Source organism: Pseudomonas sp. Sample_11, from assembly GCF_004307505.1.
Classification (GTDB): domain Bacteria; phylum Pseudomonadota; class Gammaproteobacteria; order Pseudomonadales; family Pseudomonadaceae; genus Aquipseudomonas; species Aquipseudomonas atacamensis.
On sequence record NZ_RCOD01000065.1, the window covers coordinates 1 to 17,645 of the forward strand.

A 17,645-nucleotide genomic window follows, 5' to 3' on the forward strand; every position below is an offset into this window, starting at 1 on the left:
TACGGAGCATTTTCTTTGAGCGCTGCGCAGATTGCTAGGTTTTCACACAGTCTGAGTCTCTGGCCGGTTTTTTTGTGCCCTGCGGTCTTAGAACGTGGCGTTCTGCAGGCCGTCCAGGTAGCGCTCGGTGTCCAGTGCCGCCATGCAACCGGCGCCGGCCGAGGTGATGGCCTGACGGTAAACGTGGTCAGCCACGTCACCGGCAGCGAAGATGCCTTCGACGCTGGTGGCCGTCGCATTGCCTTCACGGCCGCCCTGCACAACCAGGTAGCCGTCTTTCAGGGTCAACTGGCCTTCGAACAGCGAAGTGTTCGGGGTGTGGCCGATGGCGATGAACACGCCATCGACTTTGATTTCGTCGAAGCTGCCATCGTTGTTGCGCAGACGCGCACCGGTGACGCCCATGTTGTCGCCGAGGACTTCGTCCAGGTTGGCGTTCAACTTGAGGATGATCTTGCCTTCGGCCACACGGGCGTTGAGCTTGTCGATCAGGATCTTCTCGGCGCGGAAAGTTTCACGACGGTGGATCAGGGTCACGGTGCTGGCGATGTTGGCCAGGTACAGCGCTTCTTCAACAGCGGTGTTGCCACCGCCAACCACGGCGACCGGCTTGTTGCGATAGAAGAAACCGTCGCAGGTCGCGCAGGCCGAAACGCCTTTGCCCATGAACGCTTCTTCCGAAGGCAGGCCCAGGTAACGGGCGCTGGCGCCGGTAGCGATAATCAGCGCATCGCAGGTATACACGGCGCTGTCGCCGGTCAGGGTGTAGGGCTTGGCTGCAAAGTCCACGGCGTTGATGTGATCGAAGACGATCTCGGTCTCAAAACGCTCGGCGTGCTCGCGCATGCGCTCCATCAGCACCGGGCCGGTCAGACCATGAACATCACCCGGCCAGTTGTCGACTTCGGTGGTGGTGGTCAGTTGACCGCCGGCCTGCATGCCGGTGATCAGCAGTGGCTTGAGGTTGGCGCGGGCCGCGTAGACCGCAGCGCTGTAGCCGGCGGGGCCGGAACCGAGAATGATCACTCGCGAATGACGGACTTCAGACATGAATCTGCTCCTGTTGGCCGGCCATGAAAAATCTGGCGCGGACGCCGGACGGCCGGCGGAATAAAAAAGGACCGTGGACACCTTGGGGAAGGCTTGAACTCGACAGTCCTGTAAAAAGTTGGGTGCAGCGTATCGAGGGGGGCAAGATTAAGGAAATACGGTTTAACAATCCAGCTCATAGGTGGTCTCTATGCCGAGACGCTGACGAGATAGACCTCTTTGTTACAGTGAATGTCGATTGCTCTGCCGCGCTTTCGCCGCTGTGGCAAAGCCGGTAACGTCGGCGCGTTTTCCCTTGCTTCGGAGCACCTTATGCCCGCCCCTGTTCTGTCCGGCCCGCAATACCTGCGCGAAGGCCTCAAACTGGTCCTGAGCCCTGGCCTGCGCCTGTTCGTGTTGTTGCCGCTGGCGATCAACCTGGTGCTGTTCGTCGGATTGATCTATCTGGCCGGCCACCAGTTCAGCCTGTGGGTCGACACGCTGATGCCGTCGTTGCCTGAATGGCTGAGTTTCCTCAGCTATATCCTCTGGCCGTTGTTCGTGGTCCTCGTGGCCTTGATGGTGTTTTTCACCTTCACCATGCTCGCCAACATCATTGCCGCACCGTTCAACGGTTTCCTCGCGGAAAAAGTTGAAGTGGTGGTGCGCGGCACTGATGATTTCCCGGCGTTCAGCTGGGGCGAACTGATCGCGATGATCCCGCGCACCCTGTCCCGGGAAATGCGCAAGCTCGGCTACTTCCTGCCGCGCGCCATCGGCCTGTTCATCCTGTCGTTCATCCCAGTGGTGAATATCGTCGCCGCGCCGTTATGGCTGCTATTCGGCGTGTGGATGATGGCCATCCAGTACATCGACTACCCGGCGGACAACCACAAACTGGGCTGGAACGAGATGCTCGCCTGGCTGCGGCAAAAGCGCTGGCAGAGCATGAGCTTTGGCGGGATCGTCTATCTGGTGCTGCTGATTCCGGTGGTCAACATCCTGATGATGCCGGCGGCGGTAGCCGGGGCGACGTTGTTCTGGGTGCGCGAGCGTGGTGCCGAAAATCTGGTGATCCAACACTGATCGCGTCACAAATCCATCATCCGACCGTAACAAGCTCGACATGGCCTCAGCCGACACTGAGGTCATGACGACAGCTCTACATATCACCCTCATCAGCGAAACCTTCCCACCGGAAATCAACGGCGTGGCCAATACCCTTGGCCGCTTGTGCGAGGGTTTGCGCGCACGTGGGCATCAGGTGGAGCTCGTGCGCCCGCGCCAGGCCACCGATCCGCAACGCAGCGAAGACGATGCACTGTTGCTGTGTCGCGGATGGCCACTACCGGGCTATCCGGGACTGCAATGGGGCCAGTCGTCGATGCATAAATTGCTGCGCCGTTGGAAACGCCAGCGCCCGGATGTGCTGTACATCGCCACGGAAGGCCCGCTCGGGTTGTCGGCACTGCGCGCCGCACGGCGCCTGGGGATTGCGGTGGTGAGCGGTTTTCATACCAACTTCCAGCAATACACCAGCCAGTACGGCCTCGGTCTGCTGACGCGGATGCTCACTCATTACCTGCGCTGGTTTCACAATCGTTCGGCAATGACTTTGGTGCCGAGCGTCAGTCAGCGCCTGGAACTGGAGCGGCGGCATTTCGAGCGGCTGGCGTTGTTGTCGCGGGGTGTGGACAGCCAGTTATTTCATCCGAGCAAACGTCAGAGCGCGTTGCGTGAGCAATGGGGACTCTCTGACAAAGATATCGCGGTCATCCACGTAGGAAGGCTCGCCCCGGAGAAAAATCTGGGCCTGCTCAAACGCTGCTTTGAAGGTCTGCGCGAAACTTATCCACAGCGCCATCTGAAGCTGATCGTGGTCGGAAATGGCCCGCAGCGTTTGGCGCTGGAAAAAGAATTGCCGGAGGCGATCTTCTGCGGCGCGCAACGGGGAGAAGCACTCGCGGCGCACTACGCCTCAGGAGATCTGTTCGTATTTCCCAGCCTGACCGAAACCTTCGGCAATGTGGTGCTGGAAGCCCTGGCTTCGGGACTTGGCGTCGTTGCCTATGACCAGGCAGCCGCGGCGCAGCATATTCGCCATGGCTACAACGGCGTGTCAGCCATGCCCGGCGATGAGCAGGCGTTTTGCGAAGCGGCGGCGTGGTTGCTGGAGGAAGATGAACGGTTGCGTTGTGTGCGACTGAATGCGCGGCAGCATGGCAGTCGCCAGGGCTGGGCGGCGATCATCGAGCAGTTCGAGGGGTATTTGCGTGGGGCTTGTGTGGGGGAGCTGGTGGTGCCTGGGGCGCAGACACAACCTTAGATTTTCGGCGACATAGAAACAGCTTTCGCGAGCAGGCTCGCCCCCACATGGGTACTGCATTCTTTCAGATGGAATGCGGTCGAAGGTGGGAGCGAGCCTGCTTGCGAAAAGGTCGAACTGGCGCCGCTTAGACCAGGGTCATCAACGCCTCACGACTGAACGGCAGAATGTCCTGCTCCCGCCCTTCACGGACTTTCTGCGCCCAGTCCGGATCGACCAGCAGCGCGCGGCCCACTGCTACCAGGTCAAACTCTTCTTTGTTCAGACGCTCCAGCAGGTTTTCCAGACTGGCCGGTTGCGCGACCTTGTCGGTGTTGACCATGAACTGCAGGAACTCGCCATCCAGGCCGACGCTGCCCACGGTGATGGTCGGTTTGCCGGTCAGCTTGCGGGTCCAGCCAGCAAGGTTCAGATCCGAACCGTCGAACTCCGGCTCCCAGAAGCGTCGGGTCGAGCAGTGGAAAATGTCCACGCCAGCGTCGGACAGCGGCTTGAGAAACTCGCCCAGCGCTTCGGGAGTTTGTACCAGACGCGCGGTGTAATCCTGCTGCTTCCATTGCGAGAAGCGGAAGATGATCGGGAAACCCTCACCGACAGCCGCGCGCACTGCTTGAATCAATTCGATGGCAAAACGCGAACGGTTGGCCAGACTGCCACCGTATTCATCGGTGCGCTGATTGCTGCCTTCCCAGAAGAACTGGTCGATCAGATAGCCGTGGGCGCCATGGATTTCCACACCGTCCATGCCGATGCTTTGCGCATCTTTGGCAGCCTGGGCAAACGCAGCGATCACGTCCTGGATGTCCTGCTTGGTCATGCCGTGAACCACGACCTGACCGTCTTTGAGTTTCTCCGACGGACCGTAGCCCGGCACGCTGGCGTCCGGCTCGGTGCCGAGGCGACGTACGCTGCCGACATGCCACAGTTGCGGGACGATCTTGCCGCCCTCGGCGTGCACGGCGTCGACAACCTTTTTCCAGCCGGCCAGCGGCGCGTCACCGAAAAATTGCGGCACGTTAGGATAGCCGTTGGACGCGATGTGGCCGACGGTGGTGCCTTCGGTGATGATCAGACCAACCCCGGCGGCCGCACGACGGCGATAGTACTCAATGACTTTGGAATTCGGCACACCGCCCGGCGAAAACGAACGGGTCATTGGCGCCATGACCACGCGGGTCGGCAGTTCGAGGGCACCGAGGTGGAACGGTTTGAACAGGGCTTGAACGGGCATCGAGAGGCTCCATGGCGATCGCTTTATGACGGCGATAATATGAAGAGCCGGAGCCTTTGAACAGCATTATTGATTTTGGTGATTAAGGATTAAAAGAATGAAAAGCAAAAGATCGCAGCCTTCGGCAGCTCCTACACGGGATTTGTGGTCCCCCTGTAGGAGCTGCCGAAGGCTGCGATCTTTTGATCCTGCTTTTCAGCCCAGCGCTTTTTCAATCGCATGCACGATCGTCGGATCATCCGGCGCCGTACGCGGCGAGAACCGCGCCAGCACCCGGCCATCCTTGCCGAGCAGAAACTTTTCGAAGTTCCAGGTGATGTCACCGGGAAACTCGGCGCCCTCGCCCGCCAGCAGGCGATACAACTGATGCCGCTCGTGGCCATTGACTTCGAGCTTGCTCGACAACGGAAAGGTCACGCCATAGTTGAGGCTGCAGAACTCTTGGATTTCTTTTTCCGAGCCTGGCTCCTGACCGGCAAACTGGTTGCACGGCAAGCCCAGCACAGCAAAGCCTTTATCTTTGTATTGCTGGTAGAGGTTTTCCAGTGCCGCGTACTGAGGGGTCAAGCCGCATTTGGAGGCCACGTTGACCACCAGCACGACTTGGCCCTTGAACGGCGCCAGCGGTAGCTCCTGACCATCCAGGGCTGTCAACTTAAGGTCGTGAAAAGCACTCATGCCGAACTCCAGGATTCTCGTGTTCTACTCGAAACAGCCACTTGGCGAGGCCACCAAGGACAGCCGCGGACTAAAAAGGCGCCCACAGGCGCCTCTCCAGTACTCGAAGCTTAGCGCAGAAAATCAGTGGTGATGGCCACCTTCGCCATGGACGTGACCATGAGCGATTTCTTCCTGGCTGGCGTCACGGATATCAACGATCTTCACTTCGAAGTTCAGGCGCTGACCGGCCAGAGGGTGGTTGCCATCAACGGTGACGTCGTCGCCGTCCAGATCACGGATGGTGACGATCTGCATCTGGCCGTCCGGCGCCGAAGCGTGGAACTGCATGCCGACTTCCAGCTCGTCAACGCCTTCGAACATGCTGCGGCTCAGGGTGCTGACCAGTTCAGCGGCGTATTCACCGTAAGCATCTTCCGGCTCAACGGCTACTTTCAGCTCGTCGCCGACAGCTTTGCCTTCAAGGGCTTTTTCCAGGCCCGGGATGATGTTGCCTGCGCCTTGCAGGTAAACCAGCGGAGCGCCGCCGGCGGAGCTGTCGATGACCTCACCAGCGTCGTTGGTCAGGGTATAGTCGATGGAGACAGCCTTATTGGCGGCGATCAGCATGGGGCGAGACCTTTTGCATAAGAATATAGAAAGGCCAAGTTTAGCGAAGCAATCGCGTGAAAGCGACCACAACCCGGACAAACGGGTTTCGACCATCACCGGCTTCCATCAGGACGAAGATGGCCATTGGGTGGTCGAGCTTTCCTGTGGCCACACCCAGCACCTGCGCCACCAGCCGCCGTGGCAAACCCGTGCCTGGGTCCTGGATCCGGCGCAACGTATTGAAAAAACAGGTCAACCCTTTGCCTGCGGTTGGTGTGCACAAGGCTCGGTTAGCGATAACCTTGGCGACTGAATTTCGGTAGTCGGCCAGACATAGGCTGACACCCTTGCATAGAGAATTCCCATGCAAACTTTTTTTATCGCCCCCACCGATTTTGGCGTGGGTCTGACCTCCATCAGCCTCGGGCTGGTGCGCACGCTTGAACGCGCCGGCCTCAAGGTCGGCTTCTTCAAACCGATCGCCCAGCCGCACCCGGGCGACACCGGCCCTGAGCGATCCACCGAACTGGTGGCGCGCACCCACGGCCTGAAACCGCCGCAGCCGTTGGGGCTGGCGCACGTCGAACGCATGCTCGGCGACGGTCAGCTCGACGAACTGCTCGAAGAAATCATCGCCCTGTATCAGCAGGCGGCGGTCGGCAAGGATGTGCTGGTGGTAGAAGGCATGGTGCCGACCCGCAGCGCCAGTTACGCCGCGCGGGTCAATCTGCATCTGGCCAAGAGCCTGGATGCCGAGGTGATTCTGGTCTCGGCGCCGGAAAACGAAGTGCTCGCCGAGCTTTCTGGCCGCGTCGAGCTTCAAGCGCAATTGTTCGGCGGCCCGAAGGACCCGAAGGTCCTCGGGGTGATCCTCAACAAGGTCAAGACCGACGAAAGCATGGACGCCTTCGCCACGCGTCTGAAGGAACATTCGCCGTTGCTGCGCAGCGGTGATTTCCGCTTGCTTGGCTGCATCCCGTTTCAGCCTGAACTCAATGCGCCGCGCACCCGCGACGTCGCCGACCTGATGGGTGCGCAAGTGCTCAATGCCGGCGACTACGAAACCCGGCGCATGAGCAAAATCATCATTTGCGCACGAACCATGCGCAACACCGTCGAGCTGCTCAAGCCCGGCGTGCTGGTGGTGACGCCGGGCGATCGCGACGACATCATCCTCGCCGTCAGCCTCGCGGCGATCAACGGTGTGCCGCTGGCCGGCCTGCTGCTGACCAGCGACACCCTGCCCGACCCGCGCATCATGGACCTGTGCCGGGGCGCGTTGCAGGCCGGTTTGCCGGTGTTGTCGGTGAGCACCGGCTCGTACGACACCGCCAACCTGCTCAATGGCCTGAACAAGGAAATCCCGATCGATGACCGCGAGCGCGCGGAGATCATCACCGATTTCGTCGCCAGCCACCTCGACGCCAACTGGCTGCATCAGCGCTGCGGCACGCCTCGGGAGATGCGCCTGTCGCCGGCGGTGTTCCGCTACCAATTGATCCAGCGCGCGCAAGCGGCGAACAAGCGCATCGTGTTGCCCGAAGGCAGCGAGCCGTTCACCGTGCAAGCGGCGGCGATCTGTCAGGAACGCGGGATCGCCCGCTGCGTATTGCTGGCCAAACCCGAAGACGTCGAAGCGGTCGCCCGCGCCCAAGGCATCGTGCTGCCGCCGGGTCTGGAAATCCTTGACCCGGACCACATCCGCGAGCGTTACGTCGAGCCGATGGTCGCCCTGCGCAAGAGCAAAAGCCTCAACGCACCGATGGCCGAGCAACAACTGGAAGACACCGTGGTGATCGGCACCATGATGCTGGCGCTGGACGAGGTCGACGGCCTGGTTTCGGGTGTGATCAACACCACCGCCAACACCATCCGTCCGGCCTTGCAACTGATCAAGACCGCACCGGGCTGCACGCTGGTGTCGTCGGTGTTCTTCATGCTGTTCCCGGAAGAAGTGCTGGTCTACGGCGACTGCGTGATGAACCCGCACCCGAGCGCCGCGGAACTGGCCGAGATCGCCCTGCAAAGCGCCGACTCGGCGGCCGCATTCGGCATTACTCCACGGGTGGCGATGATCAGCTATTCCAGCGGCGAATCGGCGCGCGGTGAAGAAGTCGAGAAAGTCCGCGAGGCGACTCTGCTCGCTCATGAGCAACAAAACTCGCTGTTGATCGACGGCCCGTTGCAGTACGACGCTGCCGCGAACGCCGACGTGGCGCGGCAACTGGCGCCGAACAGTCAGGTCGCCGGGCGCGCCACGGTGTTTGTGTTCCCCGATCTGAACACCGGCAACACTACGCACAAAGCCGTGCAGCGCAGCGCTGATTGCGTCAGCCTCGGGCCGATGCTGCAAGGCCTGCGCAAACCGGTGAACGACCTGCCGCGCGGTGCGCAGGTCGATGACATCGTCTACACCATCGCGCTCACCGCGATTCAAGCCGCCAACCGACCTATGGATGTGTAAATGCTGGACTTTCTCCCTGCACCGTTGCGCGGCGTGATCGCCTCGCTGCTGTTGGCGCTCAATACGATTCTGCTGTGCTCGTTCCTGTTCTGCGTGGCGCTGGTCAAGGCTTTGCCGTTTGCCTTTACCCAGCGCATCGCCGGTTGGCTGATGAGCCACACCCACGAGGCGTGGATCAGCAATAACAAAGGCTGGATGAATCTGGTACGGCGCACCCGCTGGCACCTCAGCGGTCTGCAGGGCCTCGATTATCAGCACTCGTACCTGATCACCAGCAACCATCAGAGCTGGGTGGATATCCTGGTGCTGCAATATGTGCTCAACCGCAAGATTCAACCGCTGAAGTTTTTCCTCAAGCAGGAGCTGATCTGGGTTCCGGTAATCGGGCTGGCCTGGTGGGCGCTGGGCTTTCCGTTCATGAAGCGCTACTCCAAGGCGTATCTGGAAAAACACCCGGAGAAAAAAGGCAAGGACCTGGAAACCACGCGCAAGACCTGCGCGAAATTCCGGCATAACCCGGTGGGGATTTTCAACTTCGTCGAAGGCACACGCTTCACCGAAGGCAAGCATGCGCAGCAGCAGTCACCGTTCAAATACCTGCTCAAGCCCAAGGCCGGCGGGATCGCCTTTGTGCTCGATGCGATGGGCGAACAGCTGGAATCAATCGTCAACGTGACGATTCATTATCCGGCCGGGCGTCCGGGGTTCTGGGATTTGCTCTGCGGCAATGTCCGCGATGTGGTGGTGCATTTTGAAGAAATCAAAATCCCGCCGGCCTTCATCGGCAAAAACTACGACCAGGACGGCGAGTACCGTTTGCAGTTTCAGGGCTGGATCAATCAACTGTGGCTGGACAAGGATGCGTTGCTGGAGCAGATGCACCGCGAGTATCCACCCAAACACTGACCCCTGTGGGAGCGAGCAGGCTCGCTCCCACAGTTGATCGTTCCCACGCTCCGCGTGGGAATGCAGCCCGGGACGCTCCGCGTCCCTGCCGAAGCGGACGCGGAGCGTCCAATGAGGCGTTCCCACGCTCCGCGTGGGAACGATCACCCGGCACAAAAAAAGCCCGCCGATGATCACTCACCGGCGGGCTTTTTCTTGCCGCTTGCAGCTAGAAGCTTGTCGCTGCTTCTACCTTAGATCGCGCCACGCTGACGCAACAGCTCCAGCACTTGCTTGACGCTTTCTTCCAGGCTCAGCGACTGCGTGTCGATCACCAGGTCGGCATTGAGCGGCACATCGTACGGGAAGGATTCGCCCGGAATGTTATCGCCGCCAGCGGCGTACAGACCTTGCGGATCACGCTCGGCGCACACGATCGGCGACGCCTGCACATAGACCGTCAGCAAGCGATCCTGGCCGATCAGTTCCTTGGCCTGCTCGCGACCTTCGGCACTCGGCGCAACGAACGCGGCCAATGTCAGCAGCCCCGCTTCGTTGAACTGACGCGCCACGTGCGCGGCACGACGCCAGTTCTCGGTACGCCCGGCGCGATCCTGTGGCAGACCTTTGTTCAGATCCTGACGCAGGTTCTGGCCATCGAGGACAAACACCGCGCGGCCCATATCGAACAGCTTGCGCTCGACCGCATAAGCCAGGGTGCTTTTGCCCGCGCCCGAAAGACCGCTGAACAGCACGGTGGCCGGTTGCTGGCCGAAGCGCTGGGCACGTTCTTCGGTCGCCACGTGGGCCAATTTGCCGTGGTGGGTTGCAGTGCCATGGGCCACTGGCTGAGCGACAATCATGCCGGCGCCAACGGTGCCGTTGGTCAGGCGATCGATGACAATGAATGCGCCCGTGGTGCGGTTGCTTTCGTAACCGTCGAGGGCGATCGGCGCGTCGAGCGCGATCTTCACCTTGCCGATTTCGTTGAGCTGCAACGCGCTCGCCGGGCCTTCTTCCAGAGTGTTGACGTCGACCTTGTTGACGATGCTGGCGATCGAGCCCGGCACGTAACTGGTGGCGCGTTTGATGTCGTATTTCTTGCCCGGCAGCATCGGCTCTTCAGCCATCCACACCAGCATCGCTTCAAAGCTGTCGGTGACCGGCGGCACGTTGTCGGCATGCACCAACAGGTCGCCACGGGAGATATCGATTTCGTCTTCCATGGTCAGGGTTACCGCCTGACCTGGGCCGGCGTGCTCCAGTTCACCTTCGAAGGTGACGATGGATTTCACCCGGCTGCTCTTGCCCGACGGCAGCACCACGACTTCGTCGCCCTTGTGCACGATGCCGCTGGCCAGGGTGCCGGCGAAACCGCGGAAGTTCAGGTTCGGACGGTTGACGTACTGCACCGGGAAACGCAGATCGGTGAAGTTGCGATCGCCCGCCACTTCCACAGTCTCGAGGATTTCCATCAGCGACTGGCCGGTGTACCACGGCGAGCGCTCGGACTTGTTCACCACGTTGTCGCCTTTAAGGGCAGACATCGGCACGAAGTGCATGCTGGTCGGCTTCATCTTCAAGCCTTCGGCGAACTTCAGGTAGTCAGCCTTGATCGATTCGAACACGCCTTCGTCGAAGTCCTTCAAGTCCATCTTGTTGATGGCGACGACGATGTGTTTGATACCCAGCAGGGAAGCGATGAAGCTGTGGCGACGGGTCTGGGTCTGCACGCCGTAACGGGCGTCGACCAGAATGATCGCCAGGTCACAGGTGGACGCACCGGTGGCCATGTTGCGGGTGTACTGCTCATGGCCGGGGGTGTCGGCGATGATGAATTTGCGCTTGGCGGTGGAGAAATAGCGGTAAGCGACATCAATGGTGATGCCCTGCTCACGCTCGGCCTGCAGCCCGTCGACCAGCAATGCCAGATCGATGTCGTCACCGGTGGTGCCGGACTTCTTCGAATCGCGGGTAATGGCTTCGAGATGATCTTCATAGATCATCTTCGAGTCGTGCAGCAGGCGCCCGATCAGGGTGCTCTTGCCGTCATCGACGTTACCGCAAGTCAAAAAGCGCAGCAGCTCTTTACGTTCGTGCTGGCCCAGGTAGGCGAGGATGTCCTCGCTGATCAAATCAGATGCGTGCGACATGACAGCCCCTTAGAAATAGCCTTGACGTTTTTTGTCTTCCATCGAGCCTGCGCCATCGTGGTCGATGACCCGGCCCTGGCGCTCGGAAGTTCGCGTCAGGAGCATTTCCTGAATGATGTCCGTCAGGCTTTCGGCCTCGGACTCCACCGCGCCCGTCAACGGGTAGCAGCCAAGGGTGCGGAACCGCACTTTCTTTTTCACGATGCGCGCTTTGTCTTCATCGGACAGGTGCTCGAGGATGCGCTCGTCGTCGATCATGATCAGCGTGCCGTTCTTCTCGATCACTTCGCGTTCGGCGGCGAAGTACAGCGGCACAATCGGAATGCCTTCGAGATAGATGTACTGCCAGATGTCCAGCTCGGTCCAGTTCGACAACGGGAATACACGAATGGATTCGCCCTTGTTGACCTTGCCGTTGTAGACGTTCCACAGCTCCGGACGCTGGTTTTTCGGGTCCCAGCGGTGTTTGCTGTCGCGGAACGAGTACACGCGCTCTTTGGCGCGGGATTTCTCTTCATCGCGACGGGCGCCGCCGAACGCTGCGTCGAAACCATGCTTGTCGAGTGCCTGTTTCAGGCCTTCGGTTTTCATGATGTCGGTGTGCTTGGCGCTGCCGTGGGTGAACGGGTTGATGTTCTGCGCCACGCCATCGGGGTTGATGTGGGTGATCAGGTCCAGGCCCAAGTCTTCGACCATCTTGTCGCGGAACTTGTACATTTCCTGGAATTTCCAGCGGGTGTCGACGTGCATCACCGGAAACGGCAGTTTGCCCGGGAAGAACGCCTTGCGTGCCAGGTGCAGCATCACGGCGGAGTCTTTACCGATGGAGTACAGCATCACCGGGTTATCGAACTCGGCGGCCACCTCGCGGATGATATGGATGCTTTCCGCCTCCAGCTGTTTCAGATGCGTCAGTTTGTCGACCATGGCTACTCACGAAAGCTTTCTTATGAACGGCCAGCGGGCCGTGTTCGAGCGAAGAATCCTAGCACAGCGACCTCTTCTAATCAGGACGCCAACTAGATCGAAAGGGTATATGAATATGCCCACTCGTTTGGGCGCGCCGGCCCATGCAGGAGCTGCAGAAGGCTGCGATCTTTTGATTTTGTTTTTAAAGATCAAGATCAAAAGATCGCAGCCTTCGGCAGCTCCTACACAGCGAACGATGGGTCAGATCGGATTCGGGCAATCGATGAAGATGTGCTCAAGGGCAAAGCGCTTCGCCAGATACTCACCCAGCGCCTGCACGCCGTAGCGTTCGGTGGCGTGGTGGCCAGCGGCGATGAAGCTGATGTCGTTTTCCCGTGCACTGTGGAAAGTCTGCTCGGAGGCCTCGCCACTGATGAACAGATCAACGCCCGCCGCCACGCCCTGGTCGATATAACCCTGGCCGCCGCCGGTGCACCAGCCGACGCGGCGGATCATGCCGCTGCCTTCGATCAGCAGCGGCTCGCGGCCCATGACTTCCTGCACCTTGCGCGCGAAATCCCGCGCAGTCATTGGCTCATTCAGTGAACCGACAAGCCCGACGACTTTCGGATTGCTCGGGTCGAGCGGCCCTTCGACAGTGATGTCGAGCTGACGCGCCAGTTGCACGTTGTTGCCGACATCCGGGTGCAGATCCAGCGGCAGGTGATAGGCGAGCAGACTGATGTCGTGCTTGAGCAGGGTTTTCAAGCGGCGCTGTTTCATACCGGTGACGCAAGGATTTTCGCCTTTCCAGAAATAACCGTGGTGGACCAGGATCAGGTCGGCCTCGGCTTCGACGGCGGCATCGAGCAACGCCTGGCTGGCAGTGACGCCACTGACGATGCGCATCACCTGCGGGCGGCCTTCGACCTGTAATCCGTTGGGGCAATAATCGGCAATTTTCGCACTGCCCAGGTAACGGTCGGCTTCTTCGACGAGGGTGCTGAGGGCAACGGCCATGAAAGACTCCTAAATATCCCGTTCAGAGGCGCGCGCGGCCTCGTATAATGCGCGACATTATGGGCGGTCTGACCTCGCCTGCAACCTTTCCAGGAACGTGCTTAATGCTCAAGGCGCTGCGTTTTTTTGGCTGGCCGCTGTTGGCCGGTGTGCTTATCGCTCTGTTGATTATTCAGCGTTACCCCGAGTGGGTCGGGCTGCCGAGCCTCGACGTCAATCTGCAACAGGCCCCTCAGACCACGATCGTGCAGCAGGGGCCAGTGTCCTATGCGGATGCAGTGGGCATCGCCGCGCCGTCGGTGGTCAACCTGTACACCACCAAGGTCATCAACAAACCGGCGCATCCCTTGTTCGAGGATCCGCAGTTCCGCCGCTTCTTCGGTGACAATTCGCCGAAACAGAAGCGCATGGAATCGAGCCTCGGTTCCGGGGTGATCATGAGCCCGGAAGGCTACATCCTCACCAACAACCACGTCACCAGCGGCGCCGACCAGATTGTCGTGGCATTGAAGGATGGTCGCGAAACGCTGGCACGGGTGATCGGCAGCGATCCGGAAACCGACCTTGCAGTTCTGAAAATCGACCTGAAAAACCTCCCGGCAATCACCGTCGGCCGCTCCGACAGCATTCGCATCGGCGACGTTGCGCTGGCCATCGGCAACCCGTTCGGCGTCGGCCAGACCGTGACCATGGGCATCATCAGCGCCACCGGCCGCAATCAGCTGGGGCTGAACAACTACGAAGACTTCATCCAGACCGATGCGGCGATCAACCCGGGCAACTCCGGCGGTGCGCTGGTCGACGCCAACGGCAACCTCACCGGTATCAACACGGCGATCTTTTCCAAATCCGGCGGCTCGCAAGGCATCGGTTTTGCCATCCCGGTGAAACTGGCGATGGAAGTGATGAAATCGATCATCGAGCACGGTCAGGTGATTCGCGGCTGGCTGGGCATCGAAGTACAACCGCTGACTCAGGAACTGGCGGAGTCGTTTGGCTTGTCCGGGCGCCCGGGGATTGTCGTTGCCGGAATCTTCCGTGACGGCCCGGCGCAGAAAGCCGGCCTGCAACTGGGCGATGTGATTTTGAGCATCGATGGCGAGCCGGCCGGCGATGGTCGCCGCTCGATGAACCAGGTGGCGCGGATCAAGCCGACCGACAAGGTGACGATTCAGGTCATGCGCAACGGCAAGGAGCTGAAGCTGACCGCTGAAATCGGCCTGCGTCCACCGCCGGCACCGGTGAAAGAAAAAGAAGAGTAAAAATGTTTTCGCGCCAGTGACGCGAATAACAGACATTCTCAACAGGCATGTTATATTGTTTCAATTCTAGCAATTGGAACAACATAACATGTCGTCTCGTAAAAAGGCCTCGCTGCTGGGCCTGACTCTGGGTTTGCTCTGCGATCCCGCCTTCGCCGATGAGCCGCAGCCCGTTGAGCTGGAAGCCATCAGCGTCACTTCCGACTACGAATCACCCACCGGCCCGGTCAGCGGTTATCGCGCGACCCGCTCGGCCAGTGCGAGCAAAACCGACACGGCGATTCGCGATATCCCACAAGCCATCAGCGTGGTTCCGGCCAGTGTGCTCTCGGATCTGGGCAGCACCAGCGTTGAACGCGCGCTGGATTTTGCCGGCGGCGTATCGAAGCAGAACAACTTCGGCGGCCTGACCCTGTACGAATACAGCGTGCGCGGCTTCACCACCTCGGAGTTCTACAAGGACGGCTTCAGTGCCAATCGCGGTTATCCGAGTACGCCAGATGCGGCCAATATAGAACGCATCGAAGTGCTCAAGGGCCCGGCCGCCAGCCTGTACGGCCGGGGTGATCCCGGCGGCACGGTGAACATCGTCACCAAGAAGCCGCAGCCCGAAGCGTTCACCACTTTGCAGACCAGCGCCGGCAGTTGGGATCGCTACCGCACCGCGCTGGACGTCAACACGCCCCTCGATGATCAGGGCAATGTGCTCTCGCGCATCAACCTCGCCGTAGAAGACAACAAAAGCTTTCGCGACCACGTCGACAGCCAGCGGGTATTCGTCGCACCCTCAATCAGTTGGCAGTTGAACCCGGACACCTCGCTGCTGGTGGAAAGCGAAATCGTCCGTCACAACTCGACGTTTGATCGTGGCGTGGTGGCGCCGAACAACAAGTGGAGCGGCGTGTCCCGTTCGACGTTCTTGGGCGAGCCCAACGACGGCAACATCGACAACCACAACAACCTGCTCCAGGCCACCCTTGAGCACCATCTGAACGACAGCTGGAAACTGCGCCTGGCCAGTCACTACAAGGAAGGCAAGCTCTGGGGCGACGCTTCCGAAGCACGACCGCTGAACGCCGACGGCCACACGGTCAATCGCCGCTTGCGCGAACGCGATACGAGTTGGCACGACAGCATCACCCAACTGGAACTGCGCGGTCTGTTCGACCTCGGGCCGTGGCAGCATGAATTGCTGATCGGCACCGAATACGAGAATTACCGCAAGGACGAACGCGTCACCACCATTGCTGGCGGCCCCTACGCCATCGACATCTATAAGCCGGTCTACGGCCAGCCGAAACCCAACGGCGCACGCTCGGGCACCGACTTCTTCGAACACGTCGAAAGTCATGCGCTGAATCTGCAGGACCAGATCATCTTCACCGACAAGCTGCGCGGCATGGTCGGCGCGCGCTTCGAGCATTTCGATCAGCGCATCGACGATCACAGCCGCAACGCCAAAAGCCAGCAGCGCCACGACGCACTGACTCAACGCGCCGGCCTGCTCTATCAGCTCACGCCGAACACCGGCCTGTTCGCCAACGCCTCGACTTCGTTCAAACCGAACAACGGCCTGGATGCCTCCGGCAAATCCTTCGACCCGGAAGAAGGCGTCGGTTACGAAGTGGGGATCAAGAACGAACTGTTCGATGAGCGCGTGAGCAGCAACCTCGCCTTCTTCCACATCGACAAGGAAAACGTTCTCGCCCTCGATCCGGGCACCGACACCAGCCGCGCCATGGGCAAGGCGCGCAGTCAGGGTTTCGATTGGCAAGTGAGCGGCCAGGTGACCGACGCGGTGCGGGTCATCGGCGCCTTCGCCTACATCGACGCCGAGGTGACCAAGGGCGACGCGACCATTCCTACCGGCAGCCGCATCCTCGGCGTGGCTAAACGCAGCGGCAGTCTGCTGGGTGTTTATGAATTTCAGGATGGCCGACTGCGCGGTTCAGACGTCGGTGCAGCGTTCACCTACGTCGGCGATCGCTCGGGCGAATCCGGCAGCGACTTCGAATTGCCGGCCTACCAGACCGTCGACTTGCTCGCGCATTACAAGGCCAGCGACAACGTCACGCTCGGCCTGAACCTGAACAACATCTTCGACGAAAAATACTACGAGCGCTCCTACAGCAACTACTGGGTCAACCCCGGCGAGCCACGCAATTTCACCGTCAGCCTGACACTCAACCTGTAAAAGGACGTCACCATGCACTACGGCAAATCCCTTCTGCTCATCGCTGCGCTGTTCACCGGCCAGGTGTCGGCGCACGGCCTGTGGACAGAGGAGCGACGCAGCAACATCGAAGTGGTCTACGGTCACGGCGCCGAAGACAACGCCTTCAAACCGCAGAAAATCAGCGGTGCCTGGGCTTATGACGCAAGCGGCAAAATGATCCCGGTCAGCGTCGAGCGCCTGGCCGATCATGCCCGTTTGAAACCATTGAAGCCACCGGCGGTGCTGGCCGTGGCGCTGAACAACGGCATGTGGTCGCAGACGGCGGACAAGAAGTGGATCAACGAAGGACGCAGCAAAGTGCCCGGCGCCACCGAGGCCACGCAGACGTTCAAGTACAGCCTGGCGATCTATCAGCCGGGGGCGAAGTTGCCGAAACTGGAGCAGATCAAACTGCTGATCCTGCCGGAGGTCGATCCGCTGACGGTCGGGCCGGGTAAATCGTTACCAGTGCGGGTGCTGCTCGATGGCAAACCGGCGGCGGGGGTGAAGGTGTATGGCGATTACCGCAGCGCGCCGAACACCCTGAGCACCGAGACCGACAAGGATGGGCGTGCGCAGGTGCTGGTGCGTAATGAAGGGTTGAATGTGATTGCGGCGCAGGTTGAAGTGCCGGTGAAGGACAGTGTGGATGTGAACAGTCGTGGATTGTTCAGTTCGCTGACATTCCTTGGCGAGCCGCATCACGAATAAAAGCACACCCTCACCCCAGCCCTCTCCCAGAGGGAGAGGGAGCTGACCGAGTTGTCTTGCGGGATACATCGACCTGAAAGACCGAGTTGATTATGGATTCAATACAAATCGTTCAAGTCGGTGAGCCTCTCCAATATTCCCCATTCAGTCCCCTCTCCCTCTGGGAGAGGG

The 17,645-nt window shown here is 60.2% G+C and carries 15 protein-coding genes; 8 read left to right on the forward strand and 7 right to left on the reverse strand.

Annotated features, from left to right (window positions below; all coding sequences use genetic code 11):
- Window positions 1-87: 87 nt before the first annotated feature.
- A complete protein-coding gene (trxB, locus tag D8U60_RS18140) occupies window positions 88-1,050 on the reverse strand; it encodes a thioredoxin-disulfide reductase (protein ID WP_016771656.1) in 963 nt (320 codons plus the stop codon).
- Window positions 1,051-1,362: 312 nt separating this feature from the next.
- Here trxB and cysZ point away from each other — a divergent pair, with 312 nt between their 5' ends.
- Complete coding sequence (gene cysZ, locus D8U60_RS18150) at window positions 1,363-2,115, forward strand: sulfate transporter CysZ (RefSeq protein WP_038861129.1); 753 nt, start codon at window positions 1,363-1,365, stop codon at window positions 2,113-2,115.
- Between the two features lie 40 nt (window positions 2,116-2,155).
- Window positions 2,156-3,355: a glycosyltransferase family 1 protein gene (locus D8U60_RS18155; protein ID WP_130900632.1), complete on the forward strand. Its 1,200-nt coding sequence runs from the start codon at window positions 2,156-2,158 to the stop codon at window positions 3,353-3,355.
- 127 nt (window positions 3,356-3,482) lie between these two features.
- Here the strand turns inward: D8U60_RS18155 and D8U60_RS18160 are convergent, their stop codons facing one another.
- The 3 genes from D8U60_RS18160 to D8U60_RS18170 form a co-directional block, all read right to left on the reverse strand.
- Window positions 3,483-4,586, reverse strand: coding sequence for an NADH:flavin oxidoreductase (locus D8U60_RS18160; RefSeq protein WP_122601853.1), 1,104 nt, complete (start codon window positions 4,584-4,586; stop codon window positions 3,483-3,485).
- 195 nt (window positions 4,587-4,781) lie between these two features.
- Complete coding sequence (locus tag D8U60_RS18165) at window positions 4,782-5,264, reverse strand: glutathione peroxidase (RefSeq protein WP_122610823.1); 483 nt, start codon at window positions 5,262-5,264, stop codon at window positions 4,782-4,784.
- Window positions 5,265-5,387: 123 nt separating this feature from the next.
- Window positions 5,388-5,873 carry a peptidylprolyl isomerase gene (locus D8U60_RS18170; RefSeq protein WP_016771661.1) on the reverse strand — a complete coding sequence of 162 codons (486 nt, stop codon included), beginning with the start codon at window positions 5,871-5,873 and terminating at the stop codon, window positions 5,388-5,390.
- Between D8U60_RS18170 and D8U60_RS18175 the strand changes: the two genes are divergently transcribed.
- From D8U60_RS18175 to D8U60_RS18185, 3 genes are read left to right on the forward strand one after another with little or no spacing between them, the layout of a single operon-like run.
- Entirely contained in the window at window positions 5,842-6,168 is a 327-nt protein-coding gene (locus tag D8U60_RS18175; protein WP_082530248.1) for a DUF3565 domain-containing protein, read from the forward strand. The genes D8U60_RS18170 and D8U60_RS18175 overlap by 32 nt on opposite strands.
- A 51-nt stretch (window positions 6,169-6,219) precedes the next feature.
- Window positions 6,220-8,319, forward strand: a complete 2,100-nt coding sequence (pta, locus tag D8U60_RS18180; RefSeq protein WP_024011632.1) for a phosphate acetyltransferase — start codon at window positions 6,220-6,222, stop codon at window positions 8,317-8,319.
- A complete protein-coding gene (locus D8U60_RS18185; protein WP_016771662.1) occupies window positions 8,320-9,225 on the forward strand; it encodes an acyltransferase in 906 nt (301 codons plus the stop codon).
- Window positions 9,226-9,458: 233 nt separating this feature from the next.
- Here the strand turns inward: D8U60_RS18185 and cysN are convergent, their stop codons facing one another.
- The 3 genes from cysN to D8U60_RS18200 form a co-directional block, all read right to left on the reverse strand.
- Entirely contained in the window at window positions 9,459-11,357 is a 1,899-nt protein-coding gene (cysN, locus tag D8U60_RS18190; RefSeq protein ID WP_130900633.1) for a sulfate adenylyltransferase subunit CysN, read from the reverse strand.
- A gap of 9 nt (window positions 11,358-11,366) precedes the next feature.
- Window positions 11,367-12,284: a sulfate adenylyltransferase subunit CysD gene (gene cysD / locus D8U60_RS18195; RefSeq protein WP_016771664.1), complete on the reverse strand. Its 918-nt coding sequence runs from the start codon at window positions 12,282-12,284 to the stop codon at window positions 11,367-11,369.
- A gap of 243 nt (window positions 12,285-12,527) precedes the next feature.
- Window positions 12,528-13,286, reverse strand: coding sequence for a Nif3-like dinuclear metal center hexameric protein (locus tag D8U60_RS18200; RefSeq protein WP_024011629.1), 759 nt, complete (start codon window positions 13,284-13,286; stop codon window positions 12,528-12,530).
- 104 nt (window positions 13,287-13,390) lie between these two features.
- Between D8U60_RS18200 and algW the strand changes: the two genes are divergently transcribed.
- From algW to D8U60_RS18215, 3 genes are all read left to right on the forward strand, one after another.
- Complete coding sequence (algW, locus tag D8U60_RS18205) at window positions 13,391-14,548, forward strand: Do family serine endopeptidase AlgW (RefSeq protein WP_016770590.1); 1,158 nt, start codon at window positions 13,391-13,393, stop codon at window positions 14,546-14,548.
- Window positions 14,549-14,636: 88 nt separating this feature from the next.
- Complete coding sequence (locus D8U60_RS18210) at window positions 14,637-16,742, forward strand: TonB-dependent siderophore receptor (protein WP_130900634.1); 2,106 nt, start codon at window positions 14,637-14,639, stop codon at window positions 16,740-16,742.
- A gap of 12 nt (window positions 16,743-16,754) precedes the next feature.
- Entirely contained in the window at window positions 16,755-17,474 is a 720-nt protein-coding gene (locus tag D8U60_RS18215; RefSeq protein ID WP_130900635.1) for a DUF4198 domain-containing protein, read from the forward strand.
- The last annotated feature ends 171 nt before the right edge of the window (window positions 17,475-17,645 follow it).